This is a genomic window from Desulfococcus multivorans (genome assembly GCF_001854245.1).
Classification (GTDB): domain Bacteria; phylum Desulfobacterota; class Desulfobacteria; order Desulfobacterales; family Desulfococcaceae; genus Desulfococcus; species Desulfococcus multivorans.
The window spans coordinates 575,137-599,904 of record NZ_CP015381.1; the positions used below are offsets into that span (position 1 = coordinate 575,137).

General features: G+C 50.7%; 24 protein-coding genes and 2 pseudogenes. 17 read left to right on the forward strand and 9 right to left on the reverse strand.

Features of this window, described 5'->3' with window-relative positions; all coding sequences use genetic code 11:
* Window positions 1-606: 606 nt before the first annotated feature.
* Window positions 607-1,980: a hypothetical protein gene (locus tag dmul_RS02350; protein ID WP_020878798.1), complete on the reverse strand. Its 1,374-nt coding sequence runs from the start codon at window positions 1,978-1,980 to the stop codon at window positions 607-609.
* 186 nt (window positions 1,981-2,166) lie between these two features.
* Window positions 2,167-2,412 carry an RCC1-like domain-containing protein gene (locus tag dmul_RS21210; protein ID WP_020878797.1) on the reverse strand — a complete coding sequence of 82 codons (246 nt, stop codon included), beginning with the start codon at window positions 2,410-2,412 and terminating at the stop codon, window positions 2,167-2,169.
* Between the two features lie 1,026 nt (window positions 2,413-3,438).
* Here dmul_RS21210 and dmul_RS02360 point away from each other — a divergent pair.
* From dmul_RS02360 to dmul_RS02380, 6 genes are all read left to right on the forward strand, one after another.
* Complete coding sequence (locus dmul_RS02360; RefSeq protein WP_020878796.1) at window positions 3,439-3,828, forward strand: hypothetical protein; 390 nt, start codon at window positions 3,439-3,441, stop codon at window positions 3,826-3,828.
* The gene (istA, locus tag dmul_RS02365) at window positions 3,825-5,306 is read left to right on the forward strand and encodes an IS21 family transposase (protein ID WP_020878795.1); all 1,482 of its coding nucleotides are present in this window, start codon (window positions 3,825-3,827) and stop codon (window positions 5,304-5,306) included. Before dmul_RS02360 ends, istA begins: the two co-directional genes overlap by 4 nt.
* Before the next feature lie 13 nt (window positions 5,307-5,319).
* Window positions 5,320-6,066 (forward strand): IS21-like element helper ATPase IstB, encoded by a 747-nt coding sequence (gene istB, locus dmul_RS02370; protein WP_020878794.1) that lies wholly within the window; start codon window positions 5,320-5,322, stop codon window positions 6,064-6,066.
* A 729-nt stretch (window positions 6,067-6,795) separates the two neighbouring features.
* Window positions 6,796-7,242, forward strand: a complete 447-nt coding sequence (locus dmul_RS02375) for a hypothetical protein (protein ID WP_020878793.1) — start codon at window positions 6,796-6,798, stop codon at window positions 7,240-7,242.
* 499 nt (window positions 7,243-7,741) lie between these two features.
* A complete protein-coding gene (locus dmul_RS20025; protein ID WP_020878792.1) occupies window positions 7,742-7,918 on the forward strand; it encodes a hypothetical protein in 177 nt (58 codons plus the stop codon).
* Window positions 7,912-8,250, forward strand: coding sequence for a YnfA family protein (locus dmul_RS02380; protein WP_020878791.1), 339 nt, complete (start codon window positions 7,912-7,914; stop codon window positions 8,248-8,250). Before dmul_RS20025 ends, dmul_RS02380 begins: the two co-directional genes overlap by 7 nt.
* A gap of 57 nt (window positions 8,251-8,307) precedes the next feature.
* Here dmul_RS02380 and dmul_RS02385 read toward each other — a convergent pair whose 3' ends face one another.
* From dmul_RS02385 to dmul_RS20030, 4 genes are all read right to left on the reverse strand, one after another.
* On the reverse strand, window positions 8,308-9,759 hold the full coding sequence (locus dmul_RS02385; RefSeq protein ID WP_020878790.1) for a hypothetical protein: 1,452 nt from the start codon (window positions 9,757-9,759) through the stop codon (window positions 8,308-8,310).
* A gap of 777 nt (window positions 9,760-10,536) precedes the next feature.
* Complete coding sequence (locus dmul_RS02390; protein WP_020878657.1) at window positions 10,537-11,436, reverse strand: DUF72 domain-containing protein; 900 nt, start codon at window positions 11,434-11,436, stop codon at window positions 10,537-10,539.
* A gap of 9 nt (window positions 11,437-11,445) precedes the next feature.
* Window positions 11,446-11,724, reverse strand: coding sequence for an HU family DNA-binding protein (locus tag dmul_RS02395; RefSeq protein WP_020878658.1), 279 nt, complete (start codon window positions 11,722-11,724; stop codon window positions 11,446-11,448).
* A gap of 186 nt (window positions 11,725-11,910) precedes the next feature.
* Window positions 11,911-12,162 carry a hypothetical protein gene (locus tag dmul_RS20030; protein ID WP_144016602.1) on the reverse strand — a complete coding sequence of 84 codons (252 nt, stop codon included), beginning with the start codon at window positions 12,160-12,162 and terminating at the stop codon, window positions 11,911-11,913.
* Window positions 12,163-12,508: 346 nt separating this feature from the next.
* On the opposite strand from dmul_RS20030, the gene dmul_RS02405 reads away from it, so the two are divergent.
* Window positions 12,509-12,745 (forward strand): hypothetical protein, encoded by a 237-nt coding sequence (locus dmul_RS02405; RefSeq protein WP_020878659.1) that lies wholly within the window; start codon window positions 12,509-12,511, stop codon window positions 12,743-12,745.
* A gap of 197 nt (window positions 12,746-12,942) precedes the next feature.
* Window positions 12,943-13,086 (forward strand): annotated as a pseudogene (gene rhuM / locus dmul_RS20835) (RhuM family protein); the annotation flags it as partial.
* Between the two features lie 78 nt (window positions 13,087-13,164).
* Here the strand turns inward: rhuM and dmul_RS20840 are convergent.
* The 3 genes and pseudogenes from dmul_RS20840 to dmul_RS19615 form a co-directional block, all read right to left on the reverse strand.
* Window positions 13,165-13,644: pseudogene (locus dmul_RS20840) on the reverse strand (glycoside hydrolase family 108 protein); the annotation flags it as partial.
* Between the two features lie 117 nt (window positions 13,645-13,761).
* The gene (locus dmul_RS02415; protein WP_144016603.1) at window positions 13,762-14,163 is read right to left on the reverse strand and encodes a hypothetical protein; all 402 of its coding nucleotides are present in this window, start codon (window positions 14,161-14,163) and stop codon (window positions 13,762-13,764) included.
* A gap of 67 nt (window positions 14,164-14,230) precedes the next feature.
* The gene (locus dmul_RS19615) at window positions 14,231-14,443 is read right to left on the reverse strand and encodes a helix-turn-helix domain-containing protein (RefSeq protein WP_078081177.1); all 213 of its coding nucleotides are present in this window, start codon (window positions 14,441-14,443) and stop codon (window positions 14,231-14,233) included.
* A gap of 108 nt (window positions 14,444-14,551) precedes the next feature.
* Between dmul_RS19615 and dmul_RS02420 the strand changes: the two genes are divergently transcribed.
* The 9 genes from dmul_RS02420 to dmul_RS02460 all read left to right on the forward strand — a co-directional run bounded on the left by dmul_RS02420 (window position 14,552) and on the right by dmul_RS02460 (window position 24,767).
* Window positions 14,552-15,319: an XRE family transcriptional regulator gene (locus tag dmul_RS02420; RefSeq protein ID WP_020878663.1), complete on the forward strand. Its 768-nt coding sequence runs from the start codon at window positions 14,552-14,554 to the stop codon at window positions 15,317-15,319.
* Window positions 15,320-15,395: 76 nt separating this feature from the next.
* On the forward strand, window positions 15,396-16,268 hold the full coding sequence (locus dmul_RS02425; protein ID WP_020878664.1) for a type I restriction enzyme HsdR N-terminal domain-containing protein: 873 nt from the start codon (window positions 15,396-15,398) through the stop codon (window positions 16,266-16,268).
* Between the two features lie 158 nt (window positions 16,269-16,426).
* Window positions 16,427-16,765 carry a hypothetical protein gene (locus dmul_RS02430; protein ID WP_020878665.1) on the forward strand — a complete coding sequence of 113 codons (339 nt, stop codon included), beginning with the start codon at window positions 16,427-16,429 and terminating at the stop codon, window positions 16,763-16,765.
* Window positions 16,766-16,864: 99 nt separating this feature from the next.
* A complete protein-coding gene (locus dmul_RS02435) occupies window positions 16,865-17,275 on the forward strand; it encodes a hypothetical protein (RefSeq protein WP_020878666.1) in 411 nt (136 codons plus the stop codon).
* 204 nt (window positions 17,276-17,479) lie between these two features.
* Window positions 17,480-19,441: an ATP-binding protein gene (locus tag dmul_RS02440; protein WP_020878667.1), complete on the forward strand. Its 1,962-nt coding sequence runs from the start codon at window positions 17,480-17,482 to the stop codon at window positions 19,439-19,441.
* Between the two features lie 186 nt (window positions 19,442-19,627).
* The gene (locus dmul_RS02445) at window positions 19,628-20,299 is read left to right on the forward strand and encodes a thermonuclease family protein (RefSeq protein WP_020878668.1); all 672 of its coding nucleotides are present in this window, start codon (window positions 19,628-19,630) and stop codon (window positions 20,297-20,299) included.
* A gap of 109 nt (window positions 20,300-20,408) precedes the next feature.
* Window positions 20,409-20,951, forward strand: coding sequence for a Mannitol repressor (locus dmul_RS20035; RefSeq protein ID WP_020878669.1), 543 nt, complete (start codon window positions 20,409-20,411; stop codon window positions 20,949-20,951).
* Window positions 20,952-21,153: 202 nt separating this feature from the next.
* On the forward strand, window positions 21,154-23,364 hold the full coding sequence (locus tag dmul_RS02455) for an N-6 DNA methylase (protein ID WP_020878670.1): 2,211 nt from the start codon (window positions 21,154-21,156) through the stop codon (window positions 23,362-23,364).
* On the forward strand, window positions 23,364-24,767 hold the full coding sequence (locus tag dmul_RS02460; protein ID WP_020878671.1) for a restriction endonuclease subunit S: 1,404 nt from the start codon (window positions 23,364-23,366) through the stop codon (window positions 24,765-24,767). The genes dmul_RS02455 and dmul_RS02460 overlap by 1 nt, the downstream gene beginning before the upstream one ends.
* Window position 24,768 lies beyond the last annotated feature (1 nt).

The window sequence follows — 24,768 nt, forward strand, 5'->3', positions numbered from 1 at the left end:
GTGAATTGGCTTTAGCATACCCCAAATCGAAATGATGGTCGAGTCATGAAAAAAAGAGCCGAGCGTGTGATGGGCTATCGATAAGATCGACAGCAGCATAAAGCGACATTTTGGATTTATACTCCCCCATCGATTTTTTATGGATATCGGAAGGATGGGTCAGGGCGTCCTAATAGGCAGGTGTTCATGGGACTCGGTCAAAGGCAGAGCACCACAATGGTAGCCTTGGAGAGGGGGAGTCGAGAGGTTTCCACTCAGGATGGAGCGGCGACACAGGATGGAGCGGCCGGGAGATCATAAAATCTCCCGGCAGGCCACCCGATCGTCATGCCTGGGTGCCATTCATGTGGCTCAATTTCGCCGATCACAGAGAGGCTCGTTTTCGGCGATCACGGTTTTGCACTTTAGCAACGATCAATGACACATGCCCGGTGATGATGGAAATCTCAGGTCATGAATGGTCATGGTATCCTGGATAAAATCAGATTTTGAAAACTCCATGATCGGATCATTATTGTGGAGTGCCAACCCGGGAAGACACCCCGCCGACTGACATAGTCGGCGGGATTTTTTTGAAAAATACAACAGTCCCAAAAAAAAGCCTTGTTACCTGATCTCAACGTTATCAAAATAAATGTCAGCGACTTCTTTTTTATTTGTCTTCTTGTTGTTGTACCCTCCGATGGTGATGGTATGGTCACCCGCCATCAGAGATTGCATGAAGGTTTTCGTCTGCCAGCCCGTATCTTTTCCTCGGCCGCAAAGTTCTTCCAGGACTTCCACAGGGCCGTCGTCGATTTTGGCCAATACCTGAGCACACTCGTCGTCATCGAACTGAGTCATGATCAATCGGTAATCGAGACTGACCTCGACGTCCAAAGCATCATCCAGATGGAAGCTGTTTGACCAGCCTCCCGACATTCCATTTAGAACATTTCGAGCATCTATGCCACCCAGGGATACATGTAGCGCCCCTCTACCGGAATGGCCACCAGAAGCGCTCCAGTCGCCTGAGGCGTAACGTGGTTGATGGGTATTATAAAACGTGTCGTCAGTATAGGAAAACCCATCAATAGTATCAAAGTCAGCAAAAAAACTGTCGAGAGAATCTGAAACGGGGCTCAACCGAATTCCGTAGAATTTTGAGCCGGGGAATGGGTCGTCGAACTCCACGATCAAGGAGAACTCATTGCTGCTGCTGGGCTGTTCAATGATCTTCACTTCGCCTCGACCGAACAGCTTCGTTAATCTCCATACCACTCCATCCTCAGGAAATACGGGACTTAACTCATTAAAAAACGAAGAATATGCATCAAAACGAATCTCGTCCGGGGGGGGTGAAGGCCAAGCAGGCAGCCACTCCATTTGTGTTGTAGTAGACCCATTTTTTGTTGCATAGATGATTGTCGGTGAATTGGCGCCCAGATGCCGACCGACAGCTGCTGCATCTAAATGATGCCACTGGATGGTGTTCCCCTTGATGATCAATTGATCCCGGCCATCAATATGCGCTTCAATTTCAATAGCCATATTTGAAAAATCTGAAACGGGTTTAACCAAAGCGTGATTGGGTGTAAAGGTCGAAACAGAGAGATCATGTAGTGAAATTAAGCCGTCATCTGCATCGTAGGAATATCCTGAGCCAAAGCTATACAAAGGAAAGCTAGGTCCAAAGCCTGACGATCCAACTGTATAATTAAAATACTGAAGATCGGCGAGAGTGTGGGTGAAGGCGGCAACAAGAGTGTTTCCCGAAAACTCTATTTGGTAGGAATCGACTTCGCCGTTCGCTAGGTTTATGTACCCATCGTGGTCTAGGTCTTCACCGGAAAAGAAACCTGTCACGGTGCCACCGCTTGACCAACCAGACTGTGAAATTGAGTATGTGGTGGGAATGGCATGAACTTGTGTTGCTGCCAGCAGGAAGCTAGCGAAGACAACCAAACGAGTCGTATTTCTGGCAATACAGAGCTTACTCATTAATCTCTCCTTTTTGATGATAAAGACTTGATTGTACCCAACGCTCCGTTTCACCGGCGTGGCGAAGCCGCGTCCGCTGTGAAAACGGATGTTAGCCTTTGAATTCATCTCGTTCAGAGAAAATCTCTTTGGATGCAAACAGTCCATTAAGTGCGGCTGTAAAACCAGCGTATACCGCCATTTGCATCATAATTTCAAGAACTTCCTTTTTCCCAAGGAGGATAAGGATAGTTCACCGTACTGATTATTCCTCACTGCGACGACGGTGCCATCGGATTTCAGGCCGACGGTATGGCTCCCGCCAGCGGCCACCATCGGCTGGGCGCCTGAGGCCGCCGAGAATGCCACGAGTAGAGTGCAGCAGGTTACGGCACCCATCAGCCCGATATGCGCTAAACGACGTTTTCCAACCCATTTTGCCCTTGGCTTCATTGCAGAATCCTCCTCCTTCGGAAAATGAAAGAAAACTCGTAACTATTCAGCAAAAAACTTAAAATTGACGCATTTTTTTCTTGACAGGCCTTTTCGTGAAAATTTGAATTTTCTTTTAGAAGTTCAGAACAGCCTATTTTTGAGGCATCAGGCTTAAGCAAAGAGTCCCTGGATCGAGAATCTTAGGCGATAGTCCCTGACCCTGACAAGAAAAATAAAATGCGATAAAATGGAACGTCGAGCGAAAAAACCCGTTCAAAAAACCTGTGTTATAGTAACTTCATTCAGGCTCAGAATTTCCGAGGTGATGAGTGAAGTTAAACGCAATAGATGTCGAAGAAACGGTCAAAAATGTCAGCGGCGTTCTTAAACTGTACCAATCCGGGCGGGTTGAAAATGCGTGATTGATCTTCTTTCTTTTCTTCCAACAACTTCTATTTTAAACCTTTTCTTCAATTTTCTTCCTTTCTTTTCTTCTCCGATCATCTTCTTCCCAAAACATCGACTTTTCCCGTACCATCGCATGAGGAGGTACATTGCCGATGGTGCGAAACCGGAAAAAGAAATGTCGTCATTGCGGTAAGTTATTCCTTCCTGATCCCCGAAACGTCAAACATCAGAAATTTTGCAGGGATCCCGAATGCCGCAAGGCCAGTAAATCGGCCAGTCAGCGGAAGTGGCTGCAAAAACCTGAGAATCTCGGTTACTTCCGAGGGCCTGTAAACGTCCGGCGCGTCCAGGAGTGGCGAAAGGATCACCCCGGCTACCGGCGACCAAAACCGAAACTTGCGGCCGATGCGTTACAAGATCCCTTAAACGCAAAACACCTTGAAAATAATGAAGATACTATCCATTTGACATCCAATGCGTTACAAGATCTCTTGATCGCTCAACCGACTGTTTTATTGGGATTAATCGCCAACTTTACCGGGATTGCGTTACAAGATGACATCGCCGTGACCGTACGGCGTCTGCGACAATTGGGGCAGGATATTCTCAACTCTTTACCCTGCAAAGGAGGTCGGCATGACAACCAAATCCCCCATCCTGCCCGAACGGCTCCGCAAGGTGCCGAAGCAGTTCAGCTGGCTCGATCACCGGCTGGTCCGTGACCGCCATATCGAAGCCTGCTCCCACCCCGCGGCGGCCCTGTACCTGTTCCTGGTTACTGTCGGCGACGGGATGGGCCTCAGCTACTACGGCGACGAGTCCATCATGAAGCGGCTCTCCATGGACCAGAGTACCCTTGAAAGCGCCAGGTGCAACCTGATCCGGATCGGGCTGATCGCCTGGAAAAGACCGCTCTATCAGGTGCTGTCCCTGGATGTGCATCACCCCGATGTCCCCAGGCAGGCAACGGCGCAGCCCCTGTCCCTTGCCGAGATCCTCAAAAAAGTCGCGGGAGGTGCCGCATGATCGATTATGAGGCTTTTGTCCGGATCAAGCACTGCCATGAGCAACAGGGGTTGAGCCCTGCCCAGATCGCCGAGGCGCTGGACCTCGACGACCGGACCGTTCGGAAATGGCTTGCCGAAAAGCAATACCGCCCGCGAACGCCGGCCCATCGCAGGAGCAAACTGGACCCCTTTAAATCCTATATCGTCCGTCTGGTGGAAACCCATCCCTATACGGCGGTCCAGGTGTTTCAAAAAATCCGGGAAGAGGGGTTTGACGGTGGCTACACCATCGTCAAGGAATACGTGCAAAAGATCCGGCCGCGAAGGACCCCGCCCTTCCTCAAGCTTTCCTTCGCGCCGGGGGAATGCGCCCAGGTGGACTGGGGCTCGTACGGATCGGTTCCCGTAGGATCTACCAGCCGCCGCCTCAGTTTTTTCGTGATGGTCATGTGTCACAGCCGAATGATGTACGTCGAGTTCACGGTCTCCCAGACCATGGAACACTTCCTGGGCTGCCACCAGAACGCCTTTGAGCGGTTTGGCGGCATCCCCGAAAAAATCATGGTGGACAACCTGAAATCCGCCGTCCTGAAACGCATCGTCGGCAGGCTGCCGGTCTTCAACCCCAGATACCTCGATTTTGCGAAACATTGCGGCTTTACCATCTGTCCCTGCGGGGTCGGCAAGGGAAATGAAAAAGGGCGCGTGGAAAGCGGCGTCGGGTACGTCAAAAAGAATTTCCTGGCCGGGCTTGCCGTGTCCGATTTTTCGGTCCTCAATCCCGCCGCCCATCGCTGGCTCGATACCGTGGCCAATGTCCGCATCCACGGCGAGACCGGAAAGAAGCCTGCAGATCTTTTTGCCGAGGAACGCGGCTGCCTGACCCAGCTGCCGCTTCACCCGTACGACATCGCCGTCGTCTCCCCCATCAGGGCCTCCAGCCAGTTCCGGGTGACCCTGGATACCAACCGCTACTCCGTGCCGGCGGAGTATGCCGGCGCCAGACTCACCCTCAAAGCCTACCCGGACCGGCTCTGCATCTATGACAACGACAAGCTGGTCGCCCGCCATGTCCGCAGCTACGACCGGAGAAAGGACTTCGAGCACCCCGATCATCCGAAGGAGCTCCTGGCCCAGCGGAAAAACGCCCGGGACCAGAAGATCTTCATGCAGTTTCTGCAGATCTCGCCAAAGGCCCAGGCCTATTATGATCAACTGGCCCATCGCCGCATGAACCCCCGCCACCACATCCGGAAGATCGTCGCATTGAGCGAGATCTACGGCGTCGAGGCGGTGGCCCGGGCCATGACGGATGCATTTGCCCTCCAGGCATTCTCGTCCGAGTACATCGCCAACCTGCTCGAGCAGAGAGCCCGAAAACTTCCGGAACCCGGCGCCCTGCATCTGACCCGGCGGGAAGACCTGCTCGACATTACCCTCGAACAGCCGGATATCAACCTCTACGACCGGACGCTGACCCGGTCGGAGACATTATGAGAAAGGGTGGAACATGGACCTGGACGACAAAACCCTCGTTGAAAACCTGAAAGTCCTGAAACTCTGCTTTATCCGGGAAAATTATGAACCCATGGCAACCCGGGCCGCACAGAAACAATGGCCCCATGTGCAGTACCTGGCCGAATTGATCGACGCCGAAGCCAAACAGCGAAAGGATCGCGCCGTTCAGCGCCGGATCCGCATGGCGCGCTTCCCCCAGATCAAAACCCTGGAACAGTTCAAATGGAGTTGGCCCAAAAAGATCAACCGCCTTCAGGTGCAGAACCTGTTCAGGCTCAACTTCGTCGAAGAAAAAAGCAATGTAATCTTCCTGGGCGGCGTCGGTCTGGGGAAAACACATCTGGCGATTGCACTCGGGTATGACGCCTGTCTCAAGGGACACTCAGTCCTCTTTGCCTCCGCCATCGACGCCGTCAATACGCTCACCACGGCCAGGGCCGCCGGCCGCCTGAAAGACGAACTGAAAAAGTATGTCAAACCGGATCTCCTCCTCCTGGATGAGCTTGGCTATCTGCCCATCGACAAGATCGGCGCCGATCTCCTCTTCCAGATCATCAGCCATCGGTATGAAAGCGGGGCTCTCATCATCACGACCAACAGGACCTTCAAGGACTGGCCCGAGATCTTCAACAACGACACCACCCTCACGTCGGCGCTCCTTGACCGACTCCTGCATCACACTGAAACCGTGGTCATCGAGGGCAAAAGTTATCGGATGAAAGAAACCATCGAAAAATAAACCCTTCTAAGAAAACGTCATTTTTTTGTAAATTTTGGAACCGACCCCCAGATCGGTTGAAACGCTCATCAACAAACGTCCGCTGGTGCCAAAATTGGTGCCGGCGGCTTCGCCCCTATTTTGAAACGCCCTGCATTTTTAAACCGCCATATTTGCATCATTTTCAGGCCGCCGCTAACATATTTAAATATTTATCAAAAAAGAATATAATAATCTATAAGTATTCTTGCTCAAATTATATGGGTATTGTTCCTATTTCTGTATAGGTATTTATACCTACGTTTGTATCATAGAAGTGAAGTATTCTTGCATTATACTTAAATATCAGCATAATCCACTATTGTGTCGGTAAGCTACAGTTCTCGGATCCCGCCGCGAAGCCCCCATCCGAACCTTTAAAAATTATCTTCATCATGATGGATTGTTGGAAAAACATAAGTACTCAGAAATGCTTTTTCTAATAGTTCAAAACCATTACGTTCGGTTGTTTTGAGATAAAGAAAAAAAGTTGACAGGCACCATCGGTATTGATAATAGACTTATGAGATAAATTACTTAACCTTTTGGAGTGTCTTGTGCTTGGGCCGGGTCGGAGCACTCAAGGGCGTGAAGCTCGGGGTACCGGAATCGTTGCCTGCTGCGCGACCCGATCAGTGGCCCAAGGCCTATCAGGCTTGATGGTATTTCGCCACCATTCAAAAACCGAACAAAAGAAAAGGAGAAAGGCATATGGCCGAAACCAACAACTTCCTGATCGTGGTCAATACACCCACCGACCGTCCTTATAACCACTACGCAGCTTATGTGGTGGCCTTTTTAGCAAAAAAACTGGGAAACATTCCCACGGTCAGCGTGTATTACGGACCCGAAGGCGTGCAGATGACCAAAAAAGGCGAATTGGCGAAACTGGGCTGCAACGATGATCTGAAAAATCTGATTGCCGATCAGATTGATGGCCTGAGCGCCTCTGATTTACCGGACAATATGGAGCAGATGGCCCGTTTCTGCAAAGATCAACTGGGCGTAGGCATTTTTTCCTGCGGTACCTTTCACGTAGTGGATGGTATAGGCCGGAATCTGGACGACACTTCCGCCATAGAGGATTTCATCGTACCCTTAAAACTGCCGCAGGCTGCTGAAGCGCTGCTGGCTGCGGACAAGATTCACTACCTGTAGAACGTACAAGGCATCGATCTATATATGAGGCGCCGGTCCGAAAGGGCCGGCGCCCTTTATTTATGTAGGCCCGGCATGGCGCGATCACTTGGAAGCGCTTGAATCTCGATGTCAACGGAGACGCGGAGCAGCAGGCTGGGATGCCCGATCCCATACCGGAGAGCAGCGGACGGAATCCGCGAGGGCATGGTGTTGGTGTGTCAAGTGACACGGCAAGGAGAGGCGACTTCTGTCAAAGAACCGAGGGTATGATGGAAGCGGTGGTCGAGCGCGAGAGCTGGACCGTTTGATTCGGCAGGCCGTCCAACAGGTCATGACCCCGGTATTCAATTCAGGAACCGCCGTATACGGAATCGGACGTACGGTGGTGTGAGAGGACGGCGGGCGGTGCTTCCCCCCTGTGGCCGGAATGATCGTGGCCCAGCTTCTCAGGCGGAAGAATCTTTCTGTATGATTATCACCGTCAACGGCGACATGGCTGAAAGGAATTGTTGATTCGATGAACTCGGTACTCAGTCACCTCCAGGAGCACCGCAAGGGATACATGGCCGGCATCGACAATCTGCCCCTGGACCGCATGCTGCCTGCCAAGGCGTTCGAAAAGCTTTCCGGCATTCTGAACCAGGCCGACGGGGTGACGGCCTTTTCCCCCGTATCAAGTTTGGCGCCATGTTGAGCAATTACGCCCAGGCCACCAACGTTCGATTGAACGGCGTAGATCCGGCAAAGGAACAGGCGGTCGTGCCGCTCCTGGCGATACGGATCAAGGATGCCGCCCATAAAAACACGATCCTTGAAAAGGGAGAGGTGCTGCTGTCGGAGGTGTTGGCCTTGCAGCCCGCCCATTTCGGCCGGGTCTATGCCGCCTATGGCGGAGTCTTTATCGTCATCTCGATTTTATGGGGATGGAAAATCGACAACATCGCACCGGTCGCCTATGACATCACAGGGGGCATAATGGCTCTGGTCGGCGTTGGCATCATCATGTATTGGCCTCGGCCGAACTGATGTGAGTTTGGTCATGCTATAGCTGGTTTGCCTTCACAATGTGCGAATAATCCGATTTTACGGTTCGTGCCACCAAAAGATCGGCTTCCAGTAGGCAAACCGCACCTCGTCGAACTCTCCGTGCTTTTGGGGATACGGGGCATTCTTTCCTCCCGCCATGCCGAAAATTTTGTAGTGCATCTGGTCTCGCACTGCTTCGGGAAACAGGAAACGCGCAAATTTGATGTTGTCCCAGCGTCCAAACGTTCGATCGATCCGAGTTTCGGGAGTGGTATACATGTTGTCGATCCAGGCCAGCAGACTGCCGCTAGGAATAAGGCCAAAGCCGGATATTTCACGGTCCTCGTTTTCGGGATGAAGGCTTAGGTTGTAAAAGTCCGCAGGCGGTGAGCGATGGCGCATCAGGTAAGTCCCCAAGCTGCTGACGGCATCACGAGTGCTGATGGCGGCGCCCATGAAAACGATATTCTTGAAATAAATGTCGGGGAAAGATTTCAAAATTTCACCGGCCACGATGGTCCCCATACTGTGCGCGATCAAGGTCATGCTCATGGGGCGGCCTTTGGCTTTGCAGCGCTCCAAAAAGCCTTCGGGACCGCCAAGCTTTTCCATGAAGACCGCCAGCGCGCCGCTGCCGGACGGAATTTTGCGAGGTTCGCCGCAATTATTCGGGGATTCGTAGTCAAACTCAGCCGGCTTGTTGACCAGCAGCTTGCTTCGGCGGAGCATCACGTCCCACGCCGGTCGTGCCAAGGTGTAGACAAACGGCGTTGTAACCAGTTTGGCCGGTGCTGTTACCCCCCACAACAGGCTGCGGGGAAAGGTGTCAAAATGCTGCCGCTGGTTGCCGGTAAAGAAAATATCATCGTTTTCCTGAGCCATGCGTTCCAGCATCTTGTTTTCTTCTACCGGGGATCCCGCTTCGCGACGGTTTCGGCCGAGTGTCGTGCGCCAAGCGTGCTCGCCCGTGACGGTCCAGGCCTTGAAGGCGTTGACGAGCGAGCCGGCGAGATCGGTGGCCGCATACAGTGGTGCAGTAAGCGGGGCCCAGTCAGACACCGCGCCCTGGCGAATATGAACTAAATGATCCCAGTAGGTGCTGACGGCACCGGAGCGCCAGTTGATAAAAATAGGATAGGGGCCTTCGTTTTTCTGGATTTCCCGGTGCTGTTCGATGATACGTTCAAAACAGCCGTTAAGGGTGTTCAATCCTCCATGAATAAAGATCAGAATGTCCGTCTTTTGGGAGGCCTCGATGGCCGCGAACAACTGTTTCAGATGCTCGAGATAAGGGGCCGTCGTTGCGCAGTCACCTTGCAGTTGCCGCTGATATATTTTTTCCCCCAAGCGAGTGTCGATCACCTCGCCGCCGTGTTCGATGGGAATGTAATTTCCCTCACGATCGATTGTGATCATGTGGTTTACGATAGCCTCGCCGCCGTCAGTAAGCCTGGTACAGCCGGTGGTTACAACCGCCAATAGCGCCAATATACAAAGCGATCTTTTCATGTTAGATCTCCTTATCGCCTTGTCGTGCTTTATTTGTTGAAAATCTTTTCTGAGAAGTGGCTATTCTGGGAACAATGCGCGCAATCTGACATGCGTTTCAACGGCACCGATGGAATGGTTGCGTTTTGCTGTATGACGAGTGTAATTTTATTTTTCCCGTATATATTTTCATAAAGGGAAAAATCTATTTTGAAAATAGGGATGATTTCTCAAATCATATGAGGGAAATGCCTATTTCCACATAGGTACTTATACCCAACTCAATTTTCGACTTTCATGATGGTAACCGGAAAGAGGTGCCGGGAGGATACGGTCCGCGCCCCTTCAGCGGTGAGTTTTAGTGCCGCTTAAGCGCCGCGGAGGGTCAGCGGCCCGGACTGTTTGAGCGCAGCGAGTTTCCGGGCCGCCCGGAGCAAGCTTTAGCGGCACTTGAACGAAACCGCGTGGGGCGCGGGCCGTATCCTCCCGGCACCGGCCTATGAAAGTCGAAAGTTGAGATACTGGAATAATTATGAATTTAAAAAACAGAATCGGTTTTTTGTAGTTTCAGATGCCGCCAAAAAGTCCTCACCAAAACAGTCTCGATATAATGCCTGTTTCGGGCACAGACTGCTTTTTGCGACTCGAAAGATAAAACGGGGTCCCTCTTGCGTCATTTCTTCGAACCTTTACCGCTCCCCAATTCTTTTCAGAATAAACGCCTTTATTTTGTGCCGCCGCCTTTTCTCTCTTCCGAACCTCTTTGTGGTGCATTCTGACCATGATTTGCATGGGGGGTCATGTTGAACGCGCCTGGTCGCCTTGTAAAAGCGGTTTGATCCGCTCAATCGTCGCCGGCGCGCAGCCTTCATAGTGATTGTTCACGTTGATGTAGACCGCCGCCCCGCTTTTCGCCAGATCCTTCGCGATATCCGCGATTGCCGTGAGGTCTTTATCCTTGGGCGCGACAATCCTGTCCCAGCGGTTGCCGGTGATTTTTGCCATGCCTTCCCGGTCCTTTCCCATCAGCCGGAGGACGACCCGTGAATGGCCTTGGATCGCATCCCGCCATTTCTGGTAGACCTCGGTGATCGGCGGCATCCAGTAGCCCTCGATCAGCACCGGCGCCAACTTTTTTTCCAGCAGAAAATCGAAATAGCCCCTGGTGAAATAGCTCTTGTTCCGGACCTCCATGGCATAGGCGTAACCTTCGGGAATCCGGTCGATGAACTCACCCAGCCGGTCTCGAAACATCCCGGGGCTCGGCATCTTCATTTTGTTCAGGTATTCAAACTGGAACATGACAGGTCCCAGAAACGGCTTCAGGGGGTCGATCAGGGACAGGAACTTTTGGAACAGGTCGGGTGAGAGGAAATAAGGATTGGATACCGGTTTGCCGCCCGTATTCCTCGGGTAATAGTGGGTGAGGGTGATGCTGTTGGGGGCCTTGACGGAAAAGCGGAAGCCTTCGGGCACGGCGTCACGGTAGCGGAGGACGTCGGCCGGCGCGGGGAGCCTGGCTCCGGCTGCGGGCGTGAACAGGGACCAGAACCACTGGTCGATCTCCACCGTTGAATATTTCCGGGCGTATTCCGCCAGATAGTCGATGCCCTTAGGGGCACTGTAGACCAGGCCCTCCCACTCGGGGTATTTCCAGCTGCAGGTCCCTATCCGTATTTTTCCATGGGGGTTGGACATTCGGGAACCTCACTTCTGATCCACCCGATCCTTCAGCTCCTTCCCGCATTTGAAGAACGGCAGCTTCTTGGGCGCTATCCCGACCTTCTCGCCGGTCTTGGGGTTCCTGCCGATATAGCTCCTGTATTCCTTGACATGGAACGAACACAGCCCCCGTATCTCCACCCGATCCTCATTCGCCAGGGCGTCACCCATGGCATCAAAGAAGATCTCCACCACCCTGGCGGCCTCGGCCTTGGTGAGCCCGGCTTTCTCTTTCAGCGTATGGGTCAATTCAAGTTTGTTCATCCGGCTCCTCCTTAAGAAATAAATATATAACGAACTTGAATTGTTATGCAATGGAAAAATGGCGCTGACACCAAAATGGTTCCGGGGGTATGTGCGGGATGGATCATATGAAGCGGCTGAGCCTCTTCGATGCATGCGATTGTTGGACGAGATGTTGATGGTTTTCAAGGGGCGGCGAATCCTGTTTCAGACAATTTCCTTTGTTGGTAAGCCGAAGCGGTTTCTCAAGGTGTCCACAAATGAATTATTGGCTTTTGGTGAAATGACCTCCAAAGGAGACATACCGCTTTGATGGAATCCCAAAAGGTCAAATATCAGGCCGGCACCGTCAATATCTGGCGCTACTCCTGCGAGCGTGATAAATAAACGCTCTTTTCTGGTCGTGTTGCAGGCGGTTGAAACTGACCAGCCTATCAAAAAATGAGTGATGGGGCTCATAAGTTCAGACACTCAGCTTTTATGTCACCAAACCGAGAAGGTTCGTCAGGTGGATGGGTTTGGATGTCCGGAAAATCGCACAGATCACAGAGAGTGTATCAATTGTACTGATAATTGACGATAATAGATTATCGCAACTCTTCTATAACAGGCATAAATACCCATCCGGCGAAAATTTATGAGGCCGACACCAATCATCTGAAGGTCCTGAGCCGAGTTGCCCGCCGGGCCGAACTCCTCCGATCGCAGCACCGGCTCGCGCCCAGGCCCCTGCAGGAGCCTGGGCGCGGCACCCGTGAATTTTGTTGCGAACACTTTTTCATCATCAGGGGCACAGGAGGGTGATATGCCTTATTCCGAGAAATTCAAACGTAAAATAGTTCAAAACCTCACCGGTCCAAACGCCATATCAGTTCCCGCGCTATCGAAAGAGGTTGACGTTTCACAAACGACCTTGCCAAAATGGCTCAGGAATGCCGGCGTCACGCCGCACCCTGAATATCCAAACAATGACGAAAACTGGAAGGTTCGCCTCATCGAAGAAGGGTTCATGAGGCGCATGTGGAATGGCGGGGGGGTGTAAGGTGGACAAGGACGAAAAGCCTGAAAAAGGGGAATTGATCTTTTACCGGAGTCAGCATATTCAAAATAGTTACGAGGAAGGGGAACTGGGACGGGAATCAACTCACAAGAAATTCTTGTCGGTTCGCCGGGAAGGGAATCGGAATGTTCGCCGCGAACTGGTTTTCTACAACCTCGATATGATCATTTCCGTTGAAAATGCACTGGGCGGCGCACGGGCATACGGCGGCGGAATTGATCTATCAACGTGCCGATGCCGGCGCTCTGAATATAGGCATTACAAACTATCCCGGGAATAAGCTCCTGAAAAGGGATGTAGAAATTTCCAAGAATTATTTGAGTGAAGATGAGTTGGAATTGCTGAACCGCATCGTCACAGCTTACCTTGAAGTGGCCGAAATTGAGGATCCTGTTGATCCACCCAAGCAAAAATTTGCGCCGTGCCGGATGCTTGGTGCAGACGGACGCATAGAACTGCATTTTTCGGACGGCGTAAGCGTCCAGGAACCGTCCAGGGTCAGCCTCCTTGACGGCCGCCAGGGTCCTGGGGCCGAAAACCCCGTCGATTTTTGCTCCGACAACCGCCTGAGCGCTTTTGACCGCCCGGGGGACATCGACGTTGACGGCATAGTCAAAGATCGACTCGGCCACTGCATTGCACGGGATCAGGTCCCCGCAGATCCGTCGCCAGAATTGCTGCCGGTAAAAATCCGACACCATGGCCCGTGGCGGCACCGCGCCGCCTTCCCTGTCGATGACCGCCCATCCAGGCCACGATGGATGATACCGCCGACTGATGCCCGCGTATGTCATCCCGCCGGGGTCACCGCTTACATTGTGGAGGACGTAGCCCCCTTCGTTTTGAATCACTTTTTTCAGGGCCGCATCGAAATCAGCCATCCTGCACCTCCGTTATCCGCATTTCTTTCATGAAATTCCCTTCCCGGCGGGGAAGGTTGCCACACCAAAGCCCCGCCTCGATTTAGGGTTATTAATTCGCCGTCGGGCATTGTGCCGTCAGGCGCGGGTACACTTTTTGCGCAGATACATTTCCCAGGTTTCATCCAACTCTTGTTTGGCGCACTGCCAAAGGTGCCGGACGGTCTCGGGGTCTTCGTTTGACAGGATGGCCTGGTGAAGCCTGATCAACGGTGGGTAATCTTCCAGGCACTCAGCCTCGATCGATGTTTTGTCGGGATATGCAGGCCTGATGCAGACGAGCTCGCAATCGATAGTTTTTGCCAGAATGGAAACCGCGGCCTGGGCGATATCGTCACGCCCGAGTTCGCAGAGGCGCTCCAGGATGGCGTTGGTTCTGTCCAGTGGATTTCGTTCGACATCTTCACAGCAGTCCGGATCCCGTCCCCAGCGGTAAAGCTGGGTCTGGGATTTACCGAACATTTTTGTCAGCGTCGTCATGCCCAGAACCTTCCTGCATGCTGCGTAAAACTGCCATGTTTTAAGGGGAGGCAATTCGGTCATCGCTTTACCCTTTCGCGTTTGCACCGGTTGATGTTTTACTGAGGGCGGCCCGTATTTCATCCGCTGATCCTTCGAGCCAGAGGACGGGGTCTGTTCCTGTAATCTCGGCAAGTTGTTTTGCCCTCCGCCATGACGGCCGTTTTTGTGCCGAAAATATCCTCGACACAAAAGATTCGTGGACTCCCATTATCTTGGCTATTTCTATCTGTTTGATCATAATGACAACCTTTTTGACCTATTGGTCAAAGAAAGTCAAGATATTTTTGACCATTTGGACAGTTTTTTTTACTTGATTTGAATTGACCAATAGGTAAAGGAGGTGGGTATGTACACGATTGAGGATTTGCACAAATATTTTGTGGCCGCCATGAAAGACAAACTCCAATCAAGATGGGGCGGTCTGCAGAAGCAGATGGCTATTGACCTGGGTGTGACAGATGGCCACATAAGCCGTATTTTGGCGGGCAAAAAAACCGCGTCATCAAATCTTCAAAAGAAAACCGCCGAAGCATGCGGGATGTCACTTGCCGATATTATCGACCACGGTCGCCGCATCCTCGAAGGAATCCCCACCGAAGATGCAAAGCCGCTCCAACCCCGCCCCTTCCAAATCGTAGTCAACGGCACCTACGACAAAGAAATCCTCGAAAACGCCAAAGAGACTTACCGCGGCATCCCTCTTTATGAATCCGGCCGTTTGGCCGCCGGATCGAACGGCCTCTATTTCAACGACAACGAAGTTCCGGAAAGCGAAGTGATCGTTTACCGACCGGAGCTGGGACACCGCTCCGGCCACAAACTCGCAGCGGTGCGCGTCGGCGGCAGCAGCATGAATCCCACAATCCCGGAGAAATCCATTATCGTTGTGGATCGAGATGACAGGGAGTTCGCGAACGGCAAGATCTTTTGCGTCAACGACCCGGACGACACCGGCCAGTACGTTTCCGCGGTGAAGCGGGTTCAGCGGTGGGAAAAAGGATTTGTCCTGATCAGCGACAACCCGGATTTTCCGCCGAAGGTCACAGGCCTCGACTGGCTCGACCTGTGCGTCGGCAGGGTGATATGGATGTGGAGGAATACGGAAGAGCTTTAGAAGAAGAGAAGAGTAGAAGGAATCCATTTGAAGATGCAGAAATCGAGCATCAATACTCTAAAAAGGATGAGTGATTATGTGGACAAAGTGTTCAAATGGCGAATGTGGATTCCAGTTCAAGGTGAATGAAAACAAGTTCGGGCAGTTCATCAATTGTAAAAAATGTGGCAATGAATTCAGAGCCACATTCAGTACAGACCCTCCTCCTACTGTAAACGTCATAGATGAAGCAGAGAGAGAAAAGGTTCCACCTGATCCTAAGGATACAAGGAAACGGACTTCGCCAAAGGAAATAATGGCCAGACAGATTGATGAGATTAAGCAAAATATTAAAGAACACATCCCAATGCTTGATGCTTCATTGGCCAACAAAGATAATGAAAGTGATACCCGGCTGATACTGGATAGAATACTTCAAGATGTCCTTAATTATAGAATAGAGGACATCAAGACCGAGCAAAAAATCCAAGGACGCAAGGCGGATTACGTTTTGTCCGTCAATGGCGATGATGTGATGGTAATCGAAGCCAAAAGAGTGACAATGGGTTTAAGCGATAAACAAATTTTTCAGGCATCGTCATACGGTGCCTATTCCGGTATCAGATGGGCACTGCTCACCAATGCCGCCGTATGGCAACTCTATCGAATATCAATGAGTGAAAAAATCGAGACCGACCTGGTATTTTCGATTGATCTCAGAGACGGTCTGGATGAACAGGAAGCGCAATATTTCTATCTAATCTCAAAAGATGGAATGAGCAGAAAAGGACTGCTGGAAAATCTATGGCAGAGGATGAGCGCTCTCTGCTACGAAAACATCCTGACCGCAATCTTCACCGATGGAGTGATTTCCAAAATAAGGGCAACCCTAACCAAGGATACCGGATGTCGCCTAACAAACGATGAGGTTAGAGATGCTTTGGAAAAACGAGTCTTTCAAATAGCATAAAAAAATAACTGGGGCGTGAGTCTTGAGCACCCGCCGAAAGACGCCCGCATGGATTATCCATCGCTCAACCCGGATGCACCGCCGAAGGTGACGGAGCTTGAATGGAATAAGCTGTGCGTGGGGCGGGTGATTTGGATGTGGATGAGTACGGAGGAGTTATGAGAATTATGATTCTGTTGCTGGCCATGACCATGTACTCACCCGCTATCGCTGATGACTTTATTGAGCGTGGACGGAAAGCCCAGACATCTGTCAAAAATTTGTTGTCCACTCACGGCGGAACTGTGGATGAATACCTGAATGAGAAGGCAAAGGTACCTGTTGTTGAGGACCTCGGATGGCATACATATCCACTGAATGACGGCGGATTCCAGGTTGAACGCTTGCTGCTTCTAAATGGGACGACAAAGCTTTCATATCGCTGGTCAGTTGAATCTGATGGAAGGATAACCCCGGAGAACGGGAAAGCCATCAGCATCACAAAACGGTGCGACTGAGATGCGAATGACCTTGACCAGAATCAAGCATTTGTCGGCCGGATGATATGGATGTGGAGGAATGTTAAGGAACTCTAACCATCTATTTTTGGAGGCATCATGATCTATAGGATATTGACTGCCTTTTTCGGTTTTCTCTTGCTCGCCCCGATCGGGAACATGGTCGTCGAGGCCGCGCTCGGCAGGCCGTTTGACACTGGCGACGCCATAACGGGCGTTGTGCTCTGGTCCGCCGTTGTGATCGCCATCGTTTACAAGGCGCCGACATGCGCCAAGGCCTGGCGCCGGATCTTCCTGACCTGCGGCGTCCTGTGTTTTGCTGTTCCGCTGGCGAAGATGGGTTCGGTGCCGCCGGCGTTTGCCGGGGCCGCCGTTGTTGGGTCCGGCATCGTCAGCATCTTCCCCGGGACGTTCTTCCTGATCGTCGGCCTCCTGACCGGCCGGAACAAGCAGATCATCATTATCAAGGAATCTGAAGGCGCCCAGGCAAGAACAAGTCATGAAGGATGATATGTTCGCGTGGTCGAAGGAACTCCCCCATCGGTGGTGATGGAGGGGCTTTTTAATTTTAGATATTTTTCCGCAATCCTAATCATCTTTCATTATCAGACTCAATAGGACTGTGGATCACCTTTTAATCCCTCAAGATTTTCAGAATATCCATTGAGAATTATAAACAAAAAGAGCAGTGGTGTGGCAAATCAAGGAGTAATAATGTCGATAGAGATTGAAATGAATGAATTGCTCGATCGGTTTCGATCATCTGCAGATGGCCTTTTTGCAGTTTATGGTAGATACAGCGAATCTTTCGAGGGAGGGATATATATTTGTGCGATTGCTAAACCAACGAAAAGAATGAGAGCGACTCTTAGCGCAGATCGCGAATTGCTTCTGGTGGCATCAAGTTTCACCGATCAGCAACAGCGGACAATCAAATTTATAAAGCGAGAAATTGAAAAGGCCGAAGGCCGCTATGAAAAAACAATTGCAATCGTTATCCACAAAGACCCCTCGGGAAACCAGAAATTGCGCAATTGGGGTCGAGATTTAGGAATTGCTATCCTGCCCATATACGGTAATACAGCACCTTCAGAATCTAAAGATTTAGAAAAATATCTTTGCTACGAACTTTATTCGCATGACCCATTTGATGTAACAGGACCTGTGTCTGATGACTCCAACTTTTTCGGTCGACGAGATGAAGCCATTGACCTCGCCAGAAAATTGCAAAAAGGGCAAATTCGGTCTTGTTTAGGGATTCGAAAGGTTGGTAAAACCTCAATTATCAATCGGGTGATTCATGAAATTAAGCGCAGCTACGAATGTAACTGTTTGATGGTTGATTGTTCACGCGATGACGTATGGGAATTAAATGCAGCCCGTTTATTAAACTCCATAAATGGATCAGTAGAGGCTATGATTCAAGGCTATCTTGGATACATAAGCATTATGCCAATTATAGATTCTATAGATATTAAATTAGCCCGTGATAAACTCCAGAAAAGCATTCTTTCATGTAAAAATCCAGTAATTTTGATTTTCGACGAAATTGATTACATTACACCTGGAAGTCCAACCAATCCAGAATGGTCTACTGAATTTAACATCTTATGGCGCAATTTACGTTCCATTTATCAAGAATGTGATCGCCATAGAAGTACTATGTCGATACTCATTGGCGGCGTTTCCACACATTGGTTTTGTGTAGAGACTATCAACAATATTGAAAACGCCGCACTTTCATTCATCCCTGAGGAATACTTGAGTCCAATGCCCGAACGGGCAACCATTGCGATGCTTAAACGCTTAGGGAAAGTTGCTGGGCTTCATTTTGAGGAAAGTGCATTATCTGCAATCGCATTGGCAACCGGGAATATGCCTTACTGGGCTCGCAAATGTGGGTCCTATATTCACCGACAAATTTTAACCAACGATCGGCCATGTAAGGTCGATTTAAATAGAGTAAGGCCACTAATCGATTCATTTGTAATGGAAGAGGGTTCTGCTATTGCTGAAGTCGCATTGTGTCACCTGTTTCGAGTGAATCCAGACCTAAAAAATGCGGCAGCCAAATGCTCCAAAGGCTTATCGGATTCTGTGTCTGAACCACTGAAGAGACGTTTACGACGTTACGGGGTTTTAGATCATAAAGGGGATCTTTCAGGCCAAATGATTTCCCATACTTTTTGCTCTCTTCAATTAGAAGAGTGCAAGATTATGCGGGATACATCGGAGGAACATCAAAAGTTAAACCTCGGACTTAATGAATGGGCTGAAGAAATTGCTTCTCTCAGCAAGCGTAGAAACATCATAGAGTCTAGATTGCGAAATATCGCCCTTAATTTTCTCAGGTTTGATTCGCTCAACTCGGGGCGGCAACATGAAGTCAAAGATCGCATAATAAAAGTACTGTCAAAGACCCAGCAACCAGAGGTTCAGCATTTGTCAGCAGAGGAAGCAATGGGAAAATTAACTTGGAAAAACCTATCGGAATTAATTGCACGCGAGTGGCCTCTATTTGAACGTCTTTTTGGAGACAAAAGCGAATTCAAGAAAAACGCAGATATCATAAATGATAGATTTGATGCTCATGCAAAACCAGCAGATCAAGCAGACATCGCGCTATACCGTCGATCACTCAGTTTTATAGAGGAGCGTATTTCTAAAATTTATTGAACTGAACCAATTTGTGACGGTCTCGTAAAAAGTAAAAATCTGGATTTTTGACCACATCATATCGTGTTTAATGAAAGCCAAACACACTTCATATTGTAGTAAAAAATTTTACGGACGACTTTTTACGAAACCATCAATTTGTAGGCAGAAAAAATTAAAGTTAGAAATCATGTCAAAAGGCACCCCATGAACCGATACTGCTTCCTCTTCATCCTCGCCCTCATCCTCACCGTCCTACTCCCCCTGTCCCTCCCCGCGGCCGACCTCACCGGCCAAGTCGTCGGCATCTCCGACGGCGACACCATCACCGTCCTCCAGGACCGCCGGCAATATAAGATTCGCTTGGCCGGTATCGATACGCCCGAGAGCCATCAAGACTTCGGCACCAAGGCCAAACAGTTCACCTCCGACAGGATTTTCAAGAAACAGGTTCGCGTGGAGGAACAGGACGTCGACCGCTACGGCCGGGTCGTTGGCATGGTCTATTACGATGGCAGATGTCTGAACGAGGACCTGGTCCGCGCAGGCCTTGCCTGGGTGTACCGTCAATATTGCAAATACCCCGTCTGTTCCCAGTGGCTGGGGTATGAAGATGAAGCCAGGCAGAAGGGGATAGGGCTCTGGGCCGGACCCGAGCCAACTCCGCCCTGGGAGTTTCGGCGTGGCAGGTCCAAGTCGTCGGCGCCCACCTCAAAAGCCAGCGTTTCCGGCGGTCTCGTCCATGGCAATGTGAAATCCCACGTCTTTCATAACCCCAGCTGCTCCGCATTCAATTGCAAGAACTGCACAGCGGTGTTTGGTAGTCGGGAGGAGGCGATCAAGGCGGGGTATCGGGCGTGTGGGGGGTGTGGGGGGTGAATCGTGGTTGGTATCGAGCGTAGGTGAAATTACCCGAATCAAACCTCAATATCAACTGGTCAGGGCAAACTGACATGATAATCAATTGCTATATCTCATCAGAGCGAAAATGAAACTAAAGCCACCAAAGAATCTAGAAAATCTATATGAAGATACACAGAAAGTATTTAATGTTCTAAATCATGAATCTGATATAGCATGTGTGCTTATTGGTGCTAGCTATCTTTCAGAGTTGTTGGGAAGTGCAATTAGAACAGTATTAAGAAAATCAAAAGTTACTGAAAAGCTGCTTGGCCCGGGCAAAGGAATACTGGGTAGTTTTCAAACAAGAGCGGATATGGCATATTGTCTCAAAATCATCGGGAAAAGTGATCTTCAAGATTTAGAAGTTATTGGAAACATAAGAAATTCATTTGCTCACAAACATCTGTCTTTCGACTTCACTGACTCAGAAGTTGAAAAAGAATGTAATAAATTAAATGCTTGGAATATTAAGTTGCACACTGAAGAAATTAACTCAGACCCTCATATTGAGAAACTACCTGAAACAATATTTAAAGTTGACAGCACCCGACAAAAATTCGTTATTTCTATAGTTATGATAAAACAACGAATCATTAACGGTGCTTTTACAAAAATAGCATCGGAATAAAAACTGACTAAAATGATTAATATATATCGGGATAGAGAGTAGCCTCACGGCCGCCCCCATAAGCAGATTTGTATTGAGGGGAGGCAAAATTTCCCGAATCCAGCTTCAATATAATCTTCTTCTAAGAAAACGTCGTTTTTTTGTAAATTTTGGAACCGACCCTCGGATCGGTTGAAACGCTAAATAGGAAATACAGGGTTAAATGTCAGAAGCATTATCGATCAAACGCGATGAAAAGAAGGGGAAAATCTGGAGCCATGTGCGCAGCAAGTGGCTGGTGGAAACGCCCGAAGAGACGGTGCGCCAGAAATACTTGCTGGTGCTGGTAAACGAGTACGGTTTTACCCTCGATCAGATCGCCGAGGAGATGGACCTGACTGGGCGGGGCTCCGCTTCTGCCCGCGCCGATTTTGTCATCTGGCGCACCGCCCCGGACAAAGCTGACGACAACGCCCCCTTCATCATCGTCGAGTGCAAATCAGATAACGTCACCATCAAACCGCAGGACTACGGCCAGGGTGAAAACTACGCTCGCATTTGTGGCGCTCCGTTCTTTGTTACCCACAACTCCCGGGAAACCAAATACTGGCGGGTGAAGAAGGACAAGGTGCCCGGGTACACCGAAGAAATCGAGAACATTCCCCATGGCGACGCCTCGGATAGGGACATCGAGGAACTGCTTGCCAAGCTTCGCGCCTTTAAGGAGAAGGAATTCGCCGACCTGCTTCACAAGTGCCACAACATCATCCGCAACCGAGAAAAGAAAGATCCGGCGGCGGCCTTCGATGAAATCGCCAAGGTGCTGTTTATCAAGGTCTACGTGGAGCGCTCGCTGCTGACTCGACGTAACAAAAAAAACCTGTTCACCGTCGATGTGCTGAAAAACCAGATCGCCGAAAACCCTCTGGACAACCTGTTTCAAGAGACCAAGCGGGCCTACACCGCCGACAAGATTTTCGAGGACGACGAGCACATCAACCTGAAGCCCGCCACTGGCGAGGCCATCGTCAAGGAGCTGGAGAAATACAACCTCTCCGACACCAACGAGGATGTAAAAGGTGTCGCCTTCGAACGCTTTCTTGGCCGTACCTTCCGAGGCGAAATCGGCCAGTTCTTCACCCCGCGCACCATCGTCGAATTTATGGTGCACATGGTCGATCCTCAGGAGGGCGAAATTGTCTGCGACCCGGCCAGCGGCTCAGGCGGCTTTCTGATCCGGGTATTCGAGATCGTGCGTGAAAAAATCCTCGCCGACGCCGACCTCGATTACAACGACTTCAAGGTCGAGATCGAAAAGGACAAGTCGCTCACTGAGAAGCAGCGGGCCAAGAAGCTTCAAGACAAATTTACCGAAGTGCAGGCTCTCATCGACCAGAAACGCGAGGGATCGCGCCTATGGAAACTCTCCAATCGCTGCATCTACGGTACCGACGCTAACGATCGCATGGCCCGCACCAGCAAGATGAACATGATCATGCACGGTGACGGCCATGGTGGTGTTCACCACCACGACGGCTTTCTGAACGTCAACGGCATTTTCGAAGGACGTTTCGACATCATTCTGACCAATCCGCCCTTCGGGGCCAATCTCGAGCCCACCGACAAGGTGCTTGAGGTGGATATCAAGGTCAATCCGGCGGCGGAAGAACGGTATCTGAACGAGTACGGCGATCTTTACCGCGAGGCCCAGAACCGGGTGAAGGCGGCGCTCAACAAGCCCATCGCCAGCCTGTTCAACCTGCCCAAGAGCGAGAAGGCCAAGACCAAGACCGAGGTGTTGTTTATCGAGCGCTGCCTCGACCTGCTTAAACCTGGCGGCCGCCTCGGCATCGTGCTGCCGGAAGGCATCTTCAACAACCCCTCGCTCGCCTACGTGCGCGAGTTCACCGAAGACCGAGCCTTCCTCCGCGCCGTGGTCAGTCTTCCGCAAGAGACCTTTGTCAGCTCCGGGGCCAGCGTAAAATGCTCGCTGCTCTTCCTGCAAAAGTTTACTGAAGAGGAACAGCAAAAGTTTGACGAGATCTACGCCACCGCCAAGGCGGAGATCGAAGCTAAATACGCCGACGAAATCCGGACGGAACGGGAGCGGCTGGAAAGGGGAATTGAGGCGGCCAAGCAGGCGAAGGATGCAGAGCAGCGCAAGGCCCTGCAAAAGGAACTCAAGGGTTACCTGAAGGCAATGGAAGCCAGGCAGATCACCGAGACCCGTCAACTGCTCAAGGACCGCTTCGACTACCCCATATTCATGTACGAGGCGGAAAAGGTCGGCATCTCCGCTACCGGCGAAGAGGATCAGAACGAGCTTTACCCCAACGACCGGCAGCCCACCGATTGCGACAAGACCTGCCTGGAGTGGTACCGGGAGTTTTTGGCTGACCCGAGTGCCTTTGCCGTTGCGGGAGGGGCTGAGTGATGGGTGAAGCGGCTCAGACTTTTCCGAAAGCCTTTGCGGTTCGCTTTGCGCAAATCAACCGCTGGGACCCAAACAGCTTTCACGGCATCAAATGGCATTGGCTTTCGTCTGTCATGGCCCCGATTGGGTCTGTGTTGAAACCACGGAAGGAGAAGGTTGACCGCAGCGGTAATGGGTTTACCACCCTTATGCCGGTTACCATTCATTTTGATGGGTCCATTGAGCCCCGCAAAGTCAGTGAAGACAAAGAATACACCATGGAGCTTTTCTGGGCGCGGCCCGGCGATATTGTGGTTTCCAAAATCGATCTGAAAAATGGTGCCGTCGCGATTATTCCAGACGGATGGGACAAGGCAGTTGTCACCAACCACTTTGCAGTTTATGAACCCCACCTGGAAAAGATAGATCCGCGATATTTTCATCTGCTGATCCAAGCCAAGTTTTTCAAAGAGCATCTATGGCGCAATAAAGTCGGAGCCGAAGGACGTAAAGAGGTAAAGCTTGATTTTTTTGAGTCGTTAGAATTCCCCATCCCGCCGCTGCCGATCCAGCAAAAGATTGTGGCCCATTGGGAGGCGGCACAGTTTAAAGCCAATACCGATATAAACCGAGCAAAAGACACGGCAAAGAGCATCCCAGCTCTGCTGACAAAAGCACTCGGGCTGAAAAAACTTGGCGCTGCTCACGATAAACGGGCCTTTGTATTGTCATGGCAGGAAATTGAGCGCTGGGGTGTTGAGCTTGCCCGAGAAATGTCACGGCGTCCGAATATTGAGATGAGCCCTTTTCCAGTTGTCTCGCTCTCTGATGTTATAGCGGATTTACAGAACGGTTGGAGCCCGAAATGCCTAACGCGGCCAGCGATTGGAGATGAATGGGGTGTTCTCAAGGTTGGCGCGGTCTCCTTCGGTTGGTTCGATGAGCGCCAGAACAAGGCACTGCCGCCAAACCTGAAGCCAAGAGAACAATATGAAGTGAAACCCGGCGACCTCATCATTAGCCGCGCCAACATCGCTCGTTATGTGGGGGCGTGTGCTCTGGTTGATAAGGTGCGCCCTAAGTTGATGCTCTGTGACAAAATCTTCCGGGTTGTCTGGAAAGAGGAATCGCCGGTTTTACCGAAATACCTGGATGAGATACTCAAGATTCCACATCTGCGCTGGCAGATAGAGAATAACCTCACCGGCGCATCACCGACGATGAAAAACATTTCGAAACCGGCCCTCATGGCGTTACGTTTTCCACTTCCACCTCTGCACATTCAGGAAGAAATCATCTCTGAAATTGAAGAAAAGAGAAAAAAAGCCCGTAACTTACAAGATGATGCGAAGATTAGTCAGAAACAAGCCGGGTTGGAAATCGAAAAAATGATTCTCGGCACCCACCCGGTGGAGGCGCACTAAT

Coding starts and splice junctions, on each gene's coding strand:
- dmul_RS02375 (WP_020878793.1), top strand. CDS start 6,796: ATGGCCGAAACCAACAACTTCCTGATCGTGGTCAATACACCCACCGAC.
- dmul_RS02425 (WP_020878664.1), top strand. CDS start 15,396: ATGTGGACAAAGTGTTCAAATGGCGAATGTGGATTCCAGTTCAAGGTG.
- dmul_RS02350 (WP_020878798.1), bottom strand. CDS start 1,980: ATGAGTAAGCTCTGTATTGCCAGAAATACGACTCGTTTGGTTGTCTTC.
- dmul_RS02460 (WP_020878671.1), top strand. CDS start 23,364: ATGGGTGAAGCGGCTCAGACTTTTCCGAAAGCCTTTGCGGTTCGCTTT.
- dmul_RS02435 (WP_020878666.1), top strand. CDS start 16,865: ATGATCTATAGGATATTGACTGCCTTTTTCGGTTTTCTCTTGCTCGCC.
- dmul_RS20035 (WP_020878669.1), top strand. CDS start 20,409: ATGAAACTAAAGCCACCAAAGAATCTAGAAAATCTATATGAAGATACA.
- dmul_RS02420 (WP_020878663.1), top strand. CDS start 14,552: ATGTACACGATTGAGGATTTGCACAAATATTTTGTGGCCGCCATGAAA.
- dmul_RS02455 (WP_020878670.1), top strand. CDS start 21,154: ATGTCAGAAGCATTATCGATCAAACGCGATGAAAAGAAGGGGAAAATC.
- dmul_RS02380 (WP_020878791.1), top strand. CDS start 7,912: ATGTTGAGCAATTACGCCCAGGCCACCAACGTTCGATTGAACGGCGTA.
- dmul_RS02405 (WP_020878659.1), top strand. CDS start 12,509: ATGCCTTATTCCGAGAAATTCAAACGTAAAATAGTTCAAAACCTCACC.
- dmul_RS21210 (WP_020878797.1), bottom strand. CDS start 2,412: ATGAAGCCAAGGGCAAAATGGGTTGGAAAACGTCGTTTAGCGCATATC.
- dmul_RS02390 (WP_020878657.1), bottom strand. CDS start 11,436: ATGTCCAACCCCCATGGAAAAATACGGATAGGGACCTGCAGCTGGAAA.
- dmul_RS02360 (WP_020878796.1), top strand. CDS start 3,439: ATGACAACCAAATCCCCCATCCTGCCCGAACGGCTCCGCAAGGTGCCG.
- dmul_RS02395 (WP_020878658.1), bottom strand. CDS start 11,724: ATGAACAAACTTGAATTGACCCATACGCTGAAAGAGAAAGCCGGGCTC.
- istB (WP_020878794.1), top strand. CDS start 5,320: ATGGACCTGGACGACAAAACCCTCGTTGAAAACCTGAAAGTCCTGAAA.
- dmul_RS02415 (WP_144016603.1), bottom strand. CDS start 14,163: ATGACGACGCTGACAAAAATGTTCGGTAAATCCCAGACCCAGCTTTAC.
- dmul_RS02445 (WP_020878668.1), top strand. CDS start 19,628: ATGAACCGATACTGCTTCCTCTTCATCCTCGCCCTCATCCTCACCGTC.
- dmul_RS02385 (WP_020878790.1), bottom strand. CDS start 9,759: ATGAAAAGATCGCTTTGTATATTGGCGCTATTGGCGGTTGTAACCACC.
- dmul_RS20025 (WP_020878792.1), top strand. CDS start 7,742: ATGAACTCGGTACTCAGTCACCTCCAGGAGCACCGCAAGGGATACATG.
- dmul_RS20030 (WP_144016602.1), bottom strand. CDS start 12,162: ATGAGCCCCATCACTCATTTTTTGATAGGCTGGTCAGTTTCAACCGCC.
- dmul_RS02440 (WP_020878667.1), top strand. CDS start 17,480: ATGTCGATAGAGATTGAAATGAATGAATTGCTCGATCGGTTTCGATCA.
- dmul_RS02430 (WP_020878665.1), top strand. CDS start 16,427: ATGAGAATTATGATTCTGTTGCTGGCCATGACCATGTACTCACCCGCT.
- dmul_RS19615 (WP_078081177.1), bottom strand. CDS start 14,443: ATGATCAAACAGATAGAAATAGCCAAGATAATGGGAGTCCACGAATCT.
- istA (WP_020878795.1), top strand. CDS start 3,825: ATGATCGATTATGAGGCTTTTGTCCGGATCAAGCACTGCCATGAGCAA.